This window comes from Bacillus sp. ISL-57, assembly GCF_018613135.1.
Classification (GTDB): domain Bacteria; phylum Bacillota; class Bacilli; order Bacillales; family DSM-1321; genus Peribacillus; species Peribacillus frigoritolerans.
This window is the reverse complement of the sequence record NZ_JAGGQV010000031.1, coordinates 42,030-57,213: the sequence shown is the minus strand read 5'-3', so window position 1 is coordinate 57,213 and position 15,184 is coordinate 42,030. Positions and strand designations below refer to the sequence as shown.

Below are 15,184 nucleotides of genomic sequence, written 5' to 3'. Positions count from 1 at the left end.
ACTTAACCAACGCTTTTTAAAAAATGAAATACCTTCTTATTATCTAGTTTTGAAGGAACAACGTTCCTTTTATGTTTGGTGGCGATAGCGAAGAGGCCACACCCGTTCCCATTCCGAACACGGCAGTTAAGCTCTTCAGCGCCGATGGTAGTTGGGGGTTTCCCCCTGTGAGAGTAGGACGCCGCCAAGCCATTTGAAAAGATCAGCCATCCGGCTGGTCTTTTTTTGCTTAATGCAAAGAAAAATCATTGGATATAAAGGGATTATCAATTATGGAAACTTTTATGAAGACATACACGTATTGAAATTCTTCATCATACATTGTTAAAAGCATCCCCGGGTTCTCTTAAACTATTTAAATCAATGTATGCGAACAATGGTTTTTGGGGAGAATGCAGGTATGGAGGTGGAGATGTTGGGGACAACAACAACCAAAACAACGGCAGGGGAAACGTGCGCGGTTTGTGAACAAGTTAAAGGAATGGGTATACATCTATATACGACTTTTATTTGTGAGGAATGCGAAAGGGATATGATCGGGACGGATACGAACGATCCCAAGTACCAATATTACTTAAAGAAATTAAGAAAAATCACTAATCCTGAAATATTATCATGAAAAAATAGTTTGTGGAAAGTTAAAGAATCAGAGATAAAAGAAATGTGTGTTTCTTTAGTCTCTGATTCTTTTTTTGGTACTTTAGAAGAATGCTTGGCAACATGCTCCTATGTTTCTGTAAGTTCCCTCCAAACAGACTGTTCAGAGATCCATAATTGCCTTTCTGTCGACGCAATATGAGATAAAATTGTACTTATTTGATAAAATGAAAAAATACTATGATATGAGGGAAGAGAAAAATGAATCAATCACAGACACCATTGTTCGATGCAATGAGTGCTTTTCATAAAAAAAGCTCCATATCCCTGCATGTCCCAGGGCATAAAAATGGATGGGTGTTTAATAAAAAGGGCCAAGCCTTATACAACCCCCTGCTTGGTATTGATGCCACGGAAATAAGCGGTTTAGATGACCTGCATGCTCCAGCGGGGGTCATTCTAAAGTCCGAGCAACTACTTGCTGATCTATATGGGGTAAAGCGAAGTTATTTTCTCGTTAATGGGTCAACAGTAGGCAACATTGCCATGATTCTTGCTGCCTGCCGGGAAGGTGATAAAGTCCTTGTCCAAAGAAACTGCCATAAATCAATTTTACATGGATTGATGTTAGCGAATGTACAACCGATTTTTTTGCAACCGGATTATTATGAGAAATGGGGCATTGCCGGCGGTGTGGGATCAAATTTAATTGAAGAAGCCTTGAGTTTACATCCAGATGCAAAAGCCATCATTGTTACCTATCCTAATTATTATGGAATTGGTGAAGACTTGACGGAAATGGTAAGACTCGCACATCAAAAAGGGATCCCTGTGCTGGTGGACGAGGCACATGGCGCTCATTTTAAGTTAGGAAGTCCGTTTCCAAAGTCGGCTATTTTGGCAGGGGCAGACGCCGTTGTCCATTCAGCGCATAAAACACTGCCGGCCATGACGATGGGGTCATTTCTTCATGTGAATTCATCCTTAGTTGATGTCGATCAAGTAGCATTCTATTTACAAATGCTTCAGTCGAGCAGTCCATCTTACCCAATTATGGGATCGCTTGACTTGGCCAGGGCCTTCTTAGCCGCTTTTACATCAGAAGATAAAAGTTACCTTATTGAAAAGATATTAGATTTCAGAGGCGAATTAGGTGCCCTGGAAACAGTAAGGGTGCTGGAGGCGCCACTAGGTACTGCGGCGGACCCGTTGAAAGTGGTCATTCAATCAACAAATGGTTTGAGCGGGTTTGAGTTACAGCAGCTATGTGAAGCTGAAGGCATTTTTACGGAGTTGGCTGATCCTGATAATTTATTGATGATTTTACCCTTATTAAAAAGGGGTACCGATTTTCCATTTCATGAAATCATACAAACTATAAAAAGTGCCACTCATAACAGAACTGGAAATAAGGAAGCAGATCTTCGGGTTCTCTGGCCTGATGGAAGGTCAATGACAGGGCTTGAAATGCCCTACTCCGTCATGAAGCATAGCAAAGCAAGACCTGTCGCATTACGGAAAGCAGTCGGAGAGGTATCCGCCGAGATGGTCATTCCTTATCCGCCGGGCATCCCTTTAATTATGTCCGGGGAAATGATTACTCCTGAACATATATCCAATTTGAGGAGACTGCTGGAAATGGGATCAAGGTTTCATGGTGGTTCCTCCCTTTCAAACGGAGAATTAATCGTTTATGAAAGCGGGCAGACTGGTTAAAATGATATACTACATACAAAGAACCTTGGAGGTACATCGATGAAACGTGGTATTTTTATAACAATGGAAGGGCCTGAGGGTGCCGGGAAAACAACCATTACCCAAATGCTTGGCAAGGCTCTGCAACAAGAAGGCTATCAAGTTCTATTAACCCGTGAGCCAGGGGGAGTTCCCATTTCGGAGCAAATTAGGGAAGTGATCCTTAATAAAGATAATACAGCCATGGACTCGAGGACAGAGGCTTTATTATACGCAGCAGCAAGACGTCAGCATTTAGTGGAAGTGGTCATGCCTGAGCTGGAACGAGGGGGAATTGTCCTCTGTGACCGGTTTATAGATAGCTCGTTAGCCTATCAGGGTCATGCAAGGGGTTTGGATATAGAAGAAGTTTACAATATCAATAAATTTGCAATTGGAGATATGATGCCAGATGCCACGCTTTTTTTTGATATCGATCCAGAAGAGGGATTGAAACGCATCCAGTCCAATGGGGAACGGGAAGTGAACCGGCTGGATCTTGAAGCCCTCGACTTTCATAAAAAAGTTTGTGAAGGTTATCAGTTCATTATAAATAGATGGAAAGAACGTTTCATTATCGTGGATGCAGGCCGGACAATAGAAGAAGTCTTTGAGGAAACGAAAGCCAGCTTATTGGATTTTTTAGCGAAAGCGGGAAACTGATTATATAGGTTTCCATATTATTCAACCAATACTATTTGATATAATGTAGTTAGTAAAAATTCAGAGTAACCGGAGGATGATGAGAATGAAAATGATCATTGCTGTCGTTCAAGACAAGGATAGTCATCGCCTGCTGAATCAATTAGTGGAAAATAATTTCGGAACGACCAAGTTAGCCAGCACTGGCGGGTTTTTAAAATCAGGTAATACGACTTTTATGATTGGAACAGAGGATGAACGTGTTGACCAAGCCATCCAGATCATCAAACAGAATTGTCAGTCACGATCCCAATTAGTTTCACCGGTTTCACCGATGGGCGGGAATGCCGAGTCATATGTACCTTACCCAGTGGAGATTCAAGTGGGCGGTGCAACCATTTTTGTTCTGCCGGTTGAAAACTTTTTACAATTTTAACGGTTAGTTTTAGGGAGGTTCATTATGAAAATCAACCATGATATCCCTATTAAGCTGGATAAATCGCGTCAGGATGCCAAACAATTTCAAACCAGAAATGGCAGATTTCAACAAATGGTCCAGACACAGGATCAAAAGATGCAAATCCAAACATTAAACCGTTTGATAGGCGATATCGAAGGGGCGGGTCAGCGTTTAGTAAGGTCACGTACTTTTAGGGAATTGGCAAAATATAAAGCATTGGTGAAACGATTTGTTAAAGAAGCGGTTGAATATGGACTGGAACTGAAGCAATCAACGAGCTGGAATGAATATGGACAGAGCCGGCCATTGAAAACCGTGGAAACGATAGATGCAAAATTAGTTGAGTTAAGCGAGGAAATTCTTAATAAAGAGAAAAGTTCGCTTGAAATATTGGAAATGATTGGCGAGATTAAAGGTCTTCTGATTAATTTATATACTTAAGTGAGTTGATGGTTTTGGATAAAACATGGCAGGACATGAGTGAAATTCAGCCGCAGGTAATGACGATGCTGCAAAATAGCATAACGAAGAACAGGGTGGCTCATGCGTATTTATTTGAAGGGGAAAAAGGGACAGGCAAGCAAGAGATAAGCTATGCCTTTTCCAAAAGCTTGCTATGTGAAGCCCCGACAGCAGGTTATGAGCCATGCGAACTTTGTCGGAATTGCAAACGGATTTCAAGTGGGAATCATCCAGATGTCCATTTGATAGAAAAAGACGGTCTCTCAATAAAGAAAGAGCAAATCAAGGGGCTTCAGGAAGAATTTTCGAAAAAGAGCGTAGAGGCAGATCGGAAGGTTTATATGATTGCCGATGCTGACAAAATGTCGGTGGGGGCAGCCAACAGTCTATTGAAATTTTTAGAAGAACCTTCGGCTGATACTGTAGCAATATTGATGACTGAACAGCTTCAGAGGATTCTGCCGACTATATTATCAAGGTGCCAAGTGATTTCGTTCAAGCCATTATCTCCGGAGAATGTGAAACGGAAGCTGATAGAACAGGAGTTAGAACCACAGCTGGCCTCGGTTATTGCCCACATCACACAGAATGTGGAAGCTGGAATCGAACTTAGCCATGATGAATGGTTTGTACAAGCTCAAAAAATAGTGGTAAAATTATATGAAGTGTTAAAACTTAATTCCTTGAAGGCAATGCTGTACCTTCAGACGGATTGGTTCACACACTTTAAAGAAAGAGAACAGGTTGACAGAGGTCTTGATTTGTTACTTCTTATATATAAGGATTTATTATACATTCAGTTGGACAAAAAGGACTTCGTTGTGTTCCAAAATAAACTGAAGGAATTTGAAACTCACGCTCTTCATCTTTCCCCAAGACGCCTTGCTGAACATATGGGTTGCATTTTGGAAGCAAAAAGGAAGCTGATGTCCAACACGAATCCACAGCTGTTGATGGAACAGCTTGTGCTGAATTTGCAGGAGGGATCATGATTTGTATGATGTTGTAGGTGTCCGTTTTAAAAAGGCGGGCAAAATATACTACTTCGATCCGGGTGAATTCGCAATTCCTAAGGACGATTTTGTAATAGTGGAGACTGTCCGCGGTGTTGAATTCGGTAAAGTCGTTACTGCCCGTAAACAAGTAGATGAAAACGATGTTGTCCTGCCATTGAAAAAAGTACTTCGGGTCGCTGATGCAAAAGATAAGCTGATTGTAGACGAGAATAAGGCGGCTGCAGAAGAGGCTTACACTATTTGTTGTCAAAAGGTTGTGGAACATAAGCTGGATATGAAGCTGGTTGATGTGTCATATACTTTCGACAGAAATAAAGTCGTGTTTTATTTTACAGCGGATGGTCGCGTGGATTTCCGTGATTTAGTCAAAGATTTAGCTGCCATATTCAGAACTCGCATAGAACTGCGCCAAATCGGGGTAAGGGATGAGGCAAAGATGCTTGGTGGCATCGGGCCTTGTGGCAGAATGCTTTGTTGCTCCACATTTCTTGGAGATTTTGAACCGGTTTCCATCAAAATGGCGAAGGATCAGAATTTATCATTAAACCCTACAAAAATCTCAGGTTTATGCGGTCGATTGATGTGCTGTCTGAAATATGAAAATGATGAGTATGAAAGTGCGAAGGAAATGCTTCCTGATTTAGGTGAAATGATTAATACGCCTGGTGGCAAAGGCAAGGTAGTGGGGCTTAATATTCTAGAACGCGTACTTCAGATTGAACTAATCGAGCAAGAAAGAGTATTAGAGTATACTCTAGATGAGATTCTAAAAGAGGGAGCCGTTTCTATTCAAGCCACAGATTATTAAGGTGGTGGGAGAGCGTGGATAAGAAAAATATTTTTGATTCGGTGACCAATATGGAAACCCAGATAGGCCAATTATATAAGCAGCTTGGAGAATTGAAGCAGAACTTAGCTGAAATCCTTGAGGAAAATCAGTCGGTCAAGCTGGAAAACGAGCATTTGCGCCATCGTTTGGGCCTTGTGGAAGTCGAAAGTGCGCCTGCTGCAGTTAAGGTCAAACAAAAAGTGAAAAACCGTACTCCAAGTGCGGAAAAGGTTTTGGATATCGGGGAAGGCTATGATAACTTAGCCCGTATCTATCAAGAAGGCTTTCATATTTGTAATCTGCATTTTGGCAGTTTACGAAAAGAAGGGGATTGCCTGTTCTGTTTATCTTTTTTAAACAAGAAGTGATAATGGATAATATAAAAGATGTTCCATCTCTTTTACGTGATAGATAGACCGGTTTACAATATATAGTGATTCGGGGTCTGACGCATACTATGAGTCAGGCCCCTTTTTGTACGACAGTAACTTAGAAGCATGGTCCCTAAACATGCTTTTTCCATACATGATTAGGAGGGTAACAGCAATGGTAGAACTTAATGGAGATGAGCGCCTGGATTATCTATTGGCTGAGAATTTAAGGATCATCCAGAGCCCATCGGTGTTCTCTTTTTCATTAGATGCCGTTTTATTATCAAGGTTCGTGAATGTACCGATTCAAAAAGGGAAAATCGTCGATCTTTGCTCAGGCAATGGGGTCATACCTTTGCTGCTGAGTACAAGAACAAAAGGGACAATTACCGGTGTTGAAATTCAAGAGCGGTTATATGACATGGCACAGAGGAGCATGGACTATAATGGCGTGACCTCCCAAATCGAGATGATTCATGGAGATATAAAAGAGATTCCAAAGCAGATAGGGTATAGCAAATATGATGTCGTTACTTGCAATCCACCCTATTTCCCGACGCCATCCATCGAGGAAATTAACAAAAATGAGCACTTTGCAATTGCCCGACATGAAATCATGTGTAATCTTGAGGATGTCATGCGTGTTTCAAGCCAATTGCTGCGTCAAGGTGGGAAAGCCGCATTCGTTCATAGACCGGGCCGTCTGATGGATATCCTGCATTTCATGAGGATGTACAGAATTGAACCGAAGCGACTGCAATTCGTTTATCCTAAGAGTTCAAAAGAAGCGAATACGATTCTTATAGAAGGGATAAAGGACGGCAACCCTGATTTGAAGATTCTTCCCCCGCTTGTTGTATATAATAATCAAAATGAGTATAATCCCGAAATTAGAAGGATTCTATATGGAGAGGAATAAGCATTATTTTTATGTTTTAAAGTGCAGGGACGGCAGTTTTTATGCTGGGTATACCAATGATTTGCACCGCAGGATTGAGGTTCATAATCAAGGCAGGGGCGCTAAGTATACACGTGGCCGGACACCGGTTGAACTGATTTATCATGAAATATTCGAAACACGGACATTGGCCATGCAAGCTGAATATAAATTTAAGCAATTAACAAGAAAACAAAAGGAAAAGTGGATGGCAAAGGAGGATACATGATATGTGGCAGCAAAAGAGTTTTGAAAAAGAAGGATTGGAGCCGGCTCTATATCTGGTTCCTACACCGATAGGAAACCTTGAGGATATGAGTTTCCGGGCTTTAAGAATCTTAAAGGAAGCGGATGTCATTGCTGCTGAGGACACGCGAAATACGAAGAAATTATGCAACTACTTTGAAATTTCGACACCTATCGTCAGCTATCATGAACATAATAAGGAATATAGCGGGAAGCAAATGCTTGAGAGGCTTCGATCTGGAGAGGTCATCGCATTGGTAAGTGATGCTGGCTTGCCGACGATATCCGACCCGGGATATGAACTGGTCAAAGATGCCATTGCCGAACAGTTTAAAGTCATTCCGTTGCCGGGGGCAAATGCTGCATTAACTGCATTGATCGCATCTGGACTGGTTCCCCAGCCTTTTTACTTCTATGGTTTTCTACAAAGGGGAACAAAAGAAAAAAAGCAGGAACTGGAAAAGTTAAAAAAAATGGAATCAACTTGGATCGTTTATGAATCGCCACATCGATTGAAAGAAACATTGAAACATATGCATGAAATTTTAGGTGACCGTCGTATAGTATTATGCCGGGAGTTAACGAAGAAATTTGAAGAGTTCATTCGAGGGACTGTGAGTGAGGCCTTGACATGGGCGATGGAATCCGAAATTCGCGGTGAGTTCTGTTTAATAATAGAAGGCGGGCAATGGTCGGAGGATGAATCGGAAGAGGCTTGGTGGATGGCCCTTGATATCGTCGGTCATGTTAATCATTATATAGAAACCAAGGAGTTCACTTCAAAGGACGCAATCAAGCAGGTCGCAAAAGATCGCAATCTACAAAAACGAGATGTATATCAAGCGTATCACATTGATATAAAATAATAATGAGCATAAAAAAACTTCCGAAGAACGGAAGTTTTTTTTATCATTTATTTAGAAGCAGTGAAGTTTTGTTGAATTTCTTGAATAAGTAATTCTGCACCTTCACGACTAAGAATCAATTTACCATTAGCAAGTGTAAGGTTGTTATCGGAAACTTCACCTGTAACTTGGCAAGTCATGTTTGGTTTGTATTTTTTCAAGATGATGCGCTCATCATCCACATAGATTTCAAGAGCGTCCTTCTCAGCGATACCCAATGTACGACGAAGTTCGATTGGAATAACCACCCGGCCTAACTCATCAACTTTACGAACAATACCTGTAGATTTCATTTAAAAAATTCTCCTCTCAGTTACAATCTAGTACCCTATTTCTATTTTTTTCGCCATTATTCGACAAATTTTTTTATAAATTTATAATACCAGCCATTCCCAAATTCGTCAATGATTTATTTTCATTTTTTTGTAAGAAATAGCAAGGCCCATTTCGTGTAACAAAATGGCTTTTAAAGAGAAAAAATCGGTTATGCCTTTAAAAGTAAAGAAATGCAGGATACAAAGAACTGCTCCCTTCACCACATTTCGACAAAGTATGCATATGAAAACATACTTCCCTATTATATGATTAAATATATTTTAGTTTCAAAACAAAAGTTCTGAATTAAGGATAATTTTCTGAAAAAGTTTGCGAATATGTGAGTTGTTGCACAAAAAAAGAAATTTAGGTATATTTTGTTGAGGTAAGAGGTAATGCTGACAGAAGGGAAGTACCCTTATTTTTACGTTGGGTCTACTTATTATTTTTTTATTCTATTAACATGAAGATTAGATTAGTGATTATAGTCGCACAGAATTGTATATAGCGTTAAAATAGAGATAATAGCTTAAATATATTCTTATGGCTTGGGCCAGTCCCATAGCCGGTTTTTCAAATGATGAGGAGGGAACGAAGTGCAAGATAAATTAAAAACATTCTATATCACGACACCCATATATTATCCGAGTGGCAATTTACATATAGGGCATGCGTATACGACAGTGGCAGGGGATGCCATGGCTCGTTATAAAAGGATGCGTGGCTTCGATGTCATGTATTTAACGGGTACTGATGAACATGGTCAAAAAATCCAGCGTAAAGCGGCTGAGGAAGGAATCACTCCACAGCAATATGTAGATAATATCGTATCAGGGATTAAAGAACTCTGGGAAAAGCTTGATATTTCATATGATGATTTCATCAGGACGACGGAAGATCGCCATAAAGAGGTCGTAGCCAAGATTTTCAAAAGGTTATTGGACCAGGGAGATATATATTTAGACCAATATGAAGGGTTATATTGTACACCTTGCGAATCTTTCTTCACGGAACGTCAAGTCGAAGAGAGCAATGGAAACTGTCCTGATTGCGGCAGGCCTGTTGAAAAGGTGAAAGAGGAATCTTATTTCTTTAAGATGAGTAAATATGCGGATCGATTACTTAAGTTTTATGAGGAAAACCCGGATTTCATTCAGCCGGAATCCCGCAAAAACGAAATGATCAATAACTTCATCAAGCCTGGATTGGAAGATCTGGCCGTTTCGCGTACTACTTTCGATTGGGGCATCAAGGTGCCGGGAGATCCAAAGCATGTCATTTATGTATGGATTGATGCTTTGACCAATTATATAACGGCATTAGGGTATGGAACGGACAATGATTCTAAATACTTGAATTATTGGCCGGCAGATGTACATCTGGTCGGAAAGGAAATCGTTCGTTTCCATACAATTTATTGGCCGATCATGTTAATGGCTCTTGACGTGCCGCTTCCAAAGAAAGTCTTCGCCCACGGATGGCTTCTCATGAAAGATGGTAAAATGTCCAAATCAAAAGGAAATGTAGTGGATCCCGTTACATTGATCGATCGTTACGGTTTGGATTCTTTACGCTACTATTTATTGCGTGAAGTACCATTTGGTTCCGATGGGGTATTTACACCGGAAGGATTTGTGGAACGGATCAATTTTGACCTGGCCAATGATTTAGGGAATTTATTAAATCGAACAGTTGCAATGGTCAATAAATATTTTGATGGTGTGATTCCAAATTACGAAGGATCCAATGGCGAATTCGAAAAAGCTTTGCTTGAAATGAACCAAGAAACGGTTGGCAAGTATGAGGAAGCAATGGAAAACATGGAATTTTCAGTTGCACTGACATCCATTTGGCAACTAGTGAGCAGAACTAATAAATTCATTGATGAGACCCAGCCATGGACTCTTGCTAAAGATGAATCAAAGAAACAAGACCTTGCCAGTGTCATGGTTCATTTGGCGGAATCATTACGCAGGACGGCAATCCTTTTGAAACCGTTCTTGACGCAAACACCTGAAAAGATCTTTGCTCAGCTTAGCATCAAAGACGATGTGTTGAAATCCTGGGACAGTTTAGCGGAGTTCGGTCAAATTCCTGCTGAAACACAAGTCTTGAAGGGAGAACCGATTTTCCCTCGTTTGGATATGGAAGAGGAAGTTTTATATATTAAAGAACAAATGCAGGGGGATGCGCCTAAGGCCGAGGAAAAAGTGGAAGAGACAATTCCCGAGGTTGATGAAATCACCATTGATGACTTTACGAAAGTGGAGCTTCGTGTTGCTCAGGTAATGGCAGTTGAGCCTGTAAAGAAGGCGGATAAGCTTCTTAAACTTCAGCTTGATTTGGGCTATGAGAAACGGCAAGTCGTATCAGGCATTGCCCAGCACTATAAACCAGAAGATTTAGTAGGCAAAAAAGTGATATGCGTAACGAATTTGAAACCTGTTAAACTTCGTGGCGAGCTCTCTCAAGGAATGATTTTGGCGGGAAGCCAGGATGATGTGCTCTCAGTCGCTACAATAGATTCATCGATTCCAAATGGTTCAAAGGTGAAATAAACGGATGAAAACATAAAGGTGTTTCATATGAAACATTTTTATGTTTTTTTCTTTATGCTTTTGGAAAAAGTAACATAATATAGGTTTAGTTTTTGGTTCTACATTTATTAGCTGGGCATACAGCCTCCTTTGTAATCTGTTTGTTACCTAAATGTGAAACATAAAACTTTCATTTTTTTATAAAATAGTGCTAGAAAGGAAGAAAAATAATGTTATTTGATACACATGTACATGTTAATGCGGAACAATTCAACGAGGATCTTGAAGACGTAATAGGAAGAGCTAAGGAAGCAGGGGTCGATAATATGGTAGTCGTTGGTTTTGACCGGCCTACCATTATAAGGGCAATGGAATTAATAGAAACTTATGATTTCATGTATGCCGCAGTCGGATGGCATCCTGTGGATGCTATAGATATGACAGAAGACGACTTACAATGGATCGAGGAATTATCCAATCATCCAAAGGTTGTGGCCATTGGGGAGATGGGTCTGGATTATCATTGGGATAAATCTCCGAAAGATGTGCAAATGGAGGTGTTCAGGAAGCAGATCCGATTGGCCAAAAAGGTGGGGCTGCCCATTATCATCCATAATCGTGAAGCGACCGCGGATATCGTGAACATACTGAAGGAAGAAGAGGCATCAAGGGTTGGCGGCATCATGCATTGCTTTAGCGGAAGTGCAGAAACGGCTTTAGAGTGCATCAATATGAATTTTTATATTTCATTGGGAGGCCCTGTGACCTTCAAGAATGCAAAAAAACCTAAGGAAGTGGCAGCAGCCGTACCTTTAGACCGTTTACTGATTGAGACCGATTGTCCATACTTGGCTCCACATCCTTATAGAGGGAAGCGTAATGAACCCTCATATGTGAAACTTGTCGCTGAACAAATTGCAGAAATCAAACAACTTACAATAGAGGAAGTTTCAAAGGCAACAACGAAAAATGCCAAGAAATTATTCGGCATTAACTGACATTTTTTTTTACAATATCCCCCGGAGTTTGCTAGCTAAAATCGCATTTTTTAAGGTTTCTACAAATTTCACTCCAACTATAGGCTTATTATGTCGAGAAGTCGCCCTTTCCTTTTCAATATGGAGTATGCATAATAGGAAGTAATTTCCTGAATGAGAAGTGAATGGGTTGACAGCTTGATAACTAAGTCTATATAATCACCGGGAGGAAGGAGGAGTTTTTCATTCTATTAAAAACTATGAAAAACCTTATTCCCAAACCTTTTGGGAAGAAGAGAATGGCAATGGCCATTTGCAGTGCTATTCTTGTTTCTGCAGCATTGGGAATACTTATATATCAAGGAACAAAGGATACAGTAACAATCATGCTAGATGGAAAAAAAGAGGTAGTGCGTACACACGCGGCTACTGTAAATGATATGTTGGAAGACTTAGAGATTAACGTTCAAGCCGCGGATTATGTCCACCCATCAAGAGCCACAAAGGTTGATGATGATTTGGAGGTGGTTTGGAAGCCTGCACAAAAAATCGTCATGGTACAGGATGGTAAGAAGAAGGAAGTCTGGTCCACCGCAGATACGGTAGATGAACTTTTAAAGGACCAAAATCTAAGTGTGAAGGAACAGGATAAGATCACCCCTTCAAAAAGTACGAAGCTGAAAGCGAATATGGAAGTTGCCATAGACAAAGCCTTTTCACTTAAATTAGTGGTAGGTGGAGACGAAAAGCAGGTATGGTCAACTTCGACTACTGTCGCTGACTTTTTAAAGCAACAAGGAGTAAAACTCAATGATTTGGATCGAGTTGAGCCAGAATTAACCGAAAAAGTTAAAGCTGAGAATACGGTAAACGTAGTTCGAATTGAAAAAGTCACCGATGTAGTGGAAGAACCAGTTGACTTTGCTGTCATAACTAAAAAAGATGACTCTTTATCAAAAGGGAAAGAGAAAATTGTCAAAGAGGGAAAAGATGGACTCATTTCCAAGGAATATGAAGTTGTTAAAGAAAATGGCAAAGAGGTCAAAAGAGAATTACTTTCAGAAAAAGTAGTTAATAAAAAGCAGGATAAAGTTGTAACGGTCGGAACTCGAACGACGGTTGCGCAGGCATCACGGGGAGTAACTAACGTTAGTTCTTCAAGCGGGAAAGAAATATACGTATCTTCAACAGCTTATACTGCCAGTTGTAAGGGCTGTTCCGGAGTCACGTCCACAGGAGTAGATCTAAAGAGTAATCCGGGTGCGAAAATCATTGCTGTCGATCCAAGCGTAATTCCCATGGGGTCGAAAGTATATGTAGAGGGATATGGCTATGCTGTAGCAGCTGATAAAGGCGGGGCAATAAAGGGAAATAGGATTGACGTCTTCTTTTCTTCAAAAAATGATGCCTATCGCTGGGGTGTAAAGAGAGTAAAGATTCGAGTATTGGACTAATAAGGTTTCTCTCGCAGGAGATGAATTCGTCTCCTGTTTTTTGCGTTTTATTTTCCATTTGTTGAAAAACCCCATGTAAAACTGTTTTAATAAGATAGACGTCTCACCATTCCATAAGATTTCAATATATGCTGTAAACTTTCATAAATGAATCTAGACTGGATTCTCTGCCCAAAAAGGTTTTTTACGGGGACCGGTTACGATTATCCAAGAGCTAATCAAAGCGCCTGCGCTTTTCTGTATGGAGGAAACCATGAAAAAGATTAAAGAAATTATTGTTGTAGAAGGAAAAGACGATACGGTGGCGATAAAAAGGGCTGTTAATGCTGATACAATAGAAACCAACGGATCAGCGGTGAATGAGTCCTGTATCGAACAGGTGAGGCTTGCACAAAAGACACGTGGAGCCATCATTTTCACTGACCCTGATTTTCCTGGTCAAAAAATCAGGAATATCATTTCGGAACAAGTAAAAGGGTGTAAACACGCCTTTTTAACGAAGAAGGAAGCCCTTCCTAAGTCAGGTAGAGGAATTGGTGTGGAACATGCTTCTCCCGAGGCAATTCGTAATGCGTTAAAGGATGCCCAAATAATGGATGAAGAGGCTTCAGAAGAGATTTCACAGCAGGATTTAATAGATGCAGGTTTAATCGGGGGATCCGGTGCCAAGGAACGAAGGGAAAAACTTGGATCTATGTTAAAAATCGGGTATACCAATGGTAAACAGTTATATAAGAGACTAAAAATGTTCCAAATATCAACTGAGGCTTTTGAGAAAGCGATGGTACAGATAATTCAGGAGGAAAAAAATGAATAAGGATATTGCAACCCCTGTCAGAACGAAAGAAATATTAAAGAAGTACGGATTCTCCTTTAAAAAGAGCTTAGGCCAAAACTTTTTAATCGATACGAATATCTTGAAACGCATTGTCGAACATGCCAATTTGACAGAGGAAAGCGGCGCCATCGAAATTGGGCCGGGAATCGGGGCATTGACGGAACAACTGGCGAAAAGCAGCAAAAAGGTTGCGGCCTTTGAGATTGATCAGCGTCTACTGCCCATCTTATCGGATACACTGTCTCCCTATAACAATGTAAACATCATTCACGGGGATGTTCTTAAGGCTGATGTCAAGAAGGTCATCGAGGATGAATTTGCTGGATTCTCGGATTTGATGGTTGTTGCAAACCTGCCATACTATGTCACGACGCCGATCATTTTAAAGCTATTGTCCGAGGACTTGCCCATTAGAGGCATCGTGTGCATGCTGCAAAAAGAAGTGGCTGACCGAATTGCCGCAAAACCTGGGACAAAGGAATATGGTTCTTTATCCATTGCCATTCAATATTATACAGAAGCCGAAACAGTGATGATCGTACCAAAAACGGTTTTCATGCCTCAGCCTAATGTTGATTCAGCTGTAATCCGCCTTACTAGGCGCGTGAAGCCAATCGTCGAGGTCCTGGATGAGGATTTCTTATTCACTGTGACCCGGGCGTGCTTTGCACAGCGTCGGAAAACGATTTTAAATAACTTAACCAGTCAGATGCCAGATGGTAAATCAAAAAAGGAACACATACTTGCCGCTCTCGAAGCCGCGGAAGTGGATCCTTCCAGACGGGGCGAAACATTGAGCATCAAAGAATTTGGCCGCTTAAGTGATGCGTTATTGCCGAATTTCAAATAAAGAAAAAGTGAAAG

At 40.7% G+C, this 15,184-nt stretch carries 17 protein-coding genes and 1 rRNA gene; 17 read left to right on the top strand and 1 reads right to left on the bottom strand.

All coding sequences use genetic code 11. The features are described from left to right. Positions 1-74: 74 nt before the first annotated feature. The 12 genes from rrf (at position 75) to rsmI (ending at position 8,160) form a co-directional block, all read left to right on the top strand. Positions 75-190 (top strand): 5S ribosomal RNA (gene rrf / locus J7I90_RS25240). A 210-nt stretch (positions 191-400) separates the two neighbouring features. Next, positions 401-619 carry a sigma factor G inhibitor Gin gene (locus J7I90_RS25235; RefSeq protein ID WP_081088802.1) on the top strand — a complete coding sequence of 73 codons (219 nt, stop codon included), beginning with the start codon at positions 401-403 and terminating at the stop codon, positions 617-619. A 239-nt stretch (positions 620-858) separates the two neighbouring features. After that, positions 859-2,313, top strand: coding sequence for an aminotransferase class I/II-fold pyridoxal phosphate-dependent enzyme (locus tag J7I90_RS25230; RefSeq protein WP_214774389.1), 1,455 nt, complete (start codon positions 859-861; stop codon positions 2,311-2,313). Positions 2,314-2,352: 39 nt separating this feature from the next. Further along, positions 2,353-2,994 carry a dTMP kinase gene (gene tmk / locus J7I90_RS25225; RefSeq protein WP_214774387.1) on the top strand — a complete coding sequence of 214 codons (642 nt, stop codon included), beginning with the start codon at positions 2,353-2,355 and terminating at the stop codon, positions 2,992-2,994. Between the two features lie 85 nt (positions 2,995-3,079). Beyond that, complete coding sequence (locus tag J7I90_RS25220; protein ID WP_034316369.1) at positions 3,080-3,409, top strand: cyclic-di-AMP receptor; 330 nt, start codon at positions 3,080-3,082, stop codon at positions 3,407-3,409. Positions 3,410-3,433: 24 nt separating this feature from the next. Further along, positions 3,434-3,874, top strand: a complete 441-nt coding sequence (locus J7I90_RS25215) for a YaaR family protein (RefSeq protein ID WP_214774385.1) — start codon at positions 3,434-3,436, stop codon at positions 3,872-3,874. A gap of 8 nt (positions 3,875-3,882) precedes the next feature. After that, positions 3,883-4,887, top strand: a complete 1,005-nt coding sequence (gene holB / locus J7I90_RS25210; RefSeq protein WP_396020114.1) for a DNA polymerase III subunit delta' — start codon at positions 3,883-3,885, stop codon at positions 4,885-4,887. A gap of 1 nt (position 4,888) precedes the next feature. Further along, entirely contained in the window at positions 4,889-5,719 is an 831-nt protein-coding gene (locus J7I90_RS25205) for a PSP1 domain-containing protein (RefSeq protein WP_034316366.1), read from the top strand. Positions 5,720-5,733: 14 nt separating this feature from the next. After that, positions 5,734-6,108, top strand: a complete 375-nt coding sequence (yabA, locus tag J7I90_RS25200) for a DNA replication initiation control protein YabA (RefSeq protein ID WP_214774383.1) — start codon at positions 5,734-5,736, stop codon at positions 6,106-6,108. Between the two features lie 178 nt (positions 6,109-6,286). Continuing rightward, positions 6,287-7,030, top strand: a complete 744-nt coding sequence (locus J7I90_RS25195) for a tRNA1(Val) (adenine(37)-N6)-methyltransferase (RefSeq protein ID WP_214774381.1) — start codon at positions 6,287-6,289, stop codon at positions 7,028-7,030. Continuing rightward, positions 7,017-7,277 carry a GIY-YIG nuclease family protein gene (locus J7I90_RS25190; RefSeq protein WP_214774379.1) on the top strand — a complete coding sequence of 87 codons (261 nt, stop codon included), beginning with the start codon at positions 7,017-7,019 and terminating at the stop codon, positions 7,275-7,277. Before J7I90_RS25195 ends, J7I90_RS25190 begins: the two co-directional genes overlap by 14 nt. 1 nt (position 7,278) lies before the next feature. Next, positions 7,279-8,160 carry a 16S rRNA (cytidine(1402)-2'-O)-methyltransferase gene (gene rsmI / locus J7I90_RS25185; protein ID WP_214774376.1) on the top strand — a complete coding sequence of 294 codons (882 nt, stop codon included), beginning with the start codon at positions 7,279-7,281 and terminating at the stop codon, positions 8,158-8,160. Between the two features lie 47 nt (positions 8,161-8,207). Here the strand turns inward: rsmI and J7I90_RS25180 are convergent, their stop codons facing one another. Then, positions 8,208-8,492 (bottom strand): transition state genes transcriptional regulator AbrB, encoded by a 285-nt coding sequence (locus tag J7I90_RS25180; RefSeq protein ID WP_048689982.1) that lies wholly within the window; start codon positions 8,490-8,492, stop codon positions 8,208-8,210. Between the two features lie 618 nt (positions 8,493-9,110). Here J7I90_RS25180 and metG point away from each other — a divergent pair. From metG to rsmA, 5 genes are all read left to right on the top strand, one after another. Further along, on the top strand, positions 9,111-11,072 hold the full coding sequence (metG, locus tag J7I90_RS25175; protein ID WP_214774374.1) for a methionine--tRNA ligase: 1,962 nt from the start codon (positions 9,111-9,113) through the stop codon (positions 11,070-11,072). Positions 11,073-11,281: 209 nt separating this feature from the next. Then, the gene (locus J7I90_RS25170) at positions 11,282-12,049 is read left to right on the top strand and encodes a TatD family hydrolase (protein WP_214774372.1); all 768 of its coding nucleotides are present in this window, start codon (positions 11,282-11,284) and stop codon (positions 12,047-12,049) included. Positions 12,050-12,288: 239 nt separating this feature from the next. Next, positions 12,289-13,482: a G5 and 3D domain-containing protein gene (locus tag J7I90_RS25165; RefSeq protein ID WP_214774370.1), complete on the top strand. Its 1,194-nt coding sequence runs from the start codon at positions 12,289-12,291 to the stop codon at positions 13,480-13,482. Positions 13,483-13,735: 253 nt separating this feature from the next. After that, positions 13,736-14,299: a ribonuclease M5 gene (gene rnmV / locus J7I90_RS25160; RefSeq protein WP_214774368.1), complete on the top strand. Its 564-nt coding sequence runs from the start codon at positions 13,736-13,738 to the stop codon at positions 14,297-14,299. Beyond that, positions 14,292-15,170: a 16S rRNA (adenine(1518)-N(6)/adenine(1519)-N(6))-dimethyltransferase RsmA gene (rsmA, locus tag J7I90_RS25155; protein ID WP_034316346.1), complete on the top strand. Its 879-nt coding sequence runs from the start codon at positions 14,292-14,294 to the stop codon at positions 15,168-15,170. Before rnmV ends, rsmA begins: the two co-directional genes overlap by 8 nt. Positions 15,171-15,184 lie beyond the last annotated feature (14 nt).

Coding starts and splice junctions, on each gene's coding strand:
- tmk (WP_214774387.1), top strand. CDS start 2,353: ATGAAACGTGGTATTTTTATAACAATGGAAGGGCCTGAGGGTGCCGGG.
- rsmA (WP_034316346.1), top strand. CDS start 14,292: ATGAATAAGGATATTGCAACCCCTGTCAGAACGAAAGAAATATTAAAG.
- J7I90_RS25230 (WP_214774389.1), top strand. CDS start 859: ATGAATCAATCACAGACACCATTGTTCGATGCAATGAGTGCTTTTCAT.
- holB (WP_396020114.1), top strand. CDS start 3,883: ATGGTTTTGGATAAAACATGGCAGGACATGAGTGAAATTCAGCCGCAG.
- rsmI (WP_214774376.1), top strand. CDS start 7,279: ATGTGGCAGCAAAAGAGTTTTGAAAAAGAAGGATTGGAGCCGGCTCTA.
- J7I90_RS25195 (WP_214774381.1), top strand. CDS start 6,287: ATGGTAGAACTTAATGGAGATGAGCGCCTGGATTATCTATTGGCTGAG.
- J7I90_RS25235 (WP_081088802.1), top strand. CDS start 401: ATGGAGGTGGAGATGTTGGGGACAACAACAACCAAAACAACGGCAGGG.
- rnmV (WP_214774368.1), top strand. CDS start 13,736: ATGAAAAAGATTAAAGAAATTATTGTTGTAGAAGGAAAAGACGATACG.
- J7I90_RS25180 (WP_048689982.1), bottom strand. CDS start 8,492: ATGAAATCTACAGGTATTGTTCGTAAAGTTGATGAGTTAGGCCGGGTG.
- J7I90_RS25215 (WP_214774385.1), top strand. CDS start 3,434: ATGAAAATCAACCATGATATCCCTATTAAGCTGGATAAATCGCGTCAG.
- J7I90_RS25165 (WP_214774370.1), top strand. CDS start 12,289: ATGAAAAACCTTATTCCCAAACCTTTTGGGAAGAAGAGAATGGCAATG.
- J7I90_RS25190 (WP_214774379.1), top strand. CDS start 7,017: ATGGAGAGGAATAAGCATTATTTTTATGTTTTAAAGTGCAGGGACGGC.
- J7I90_RS25170 (WP_214774372.1), top strand. CDS start 11,282: ATGTTATTTGATACACATGTACATGTTAATGCGGAACAATTCAACGAG.
- J7I90_RS25220 (WP_034316369.1), top strand. CDS start 3,080: ATGAAAATGATCATTGCTGTCGTTCAAGACAAGGATAGTCATCGCCTG.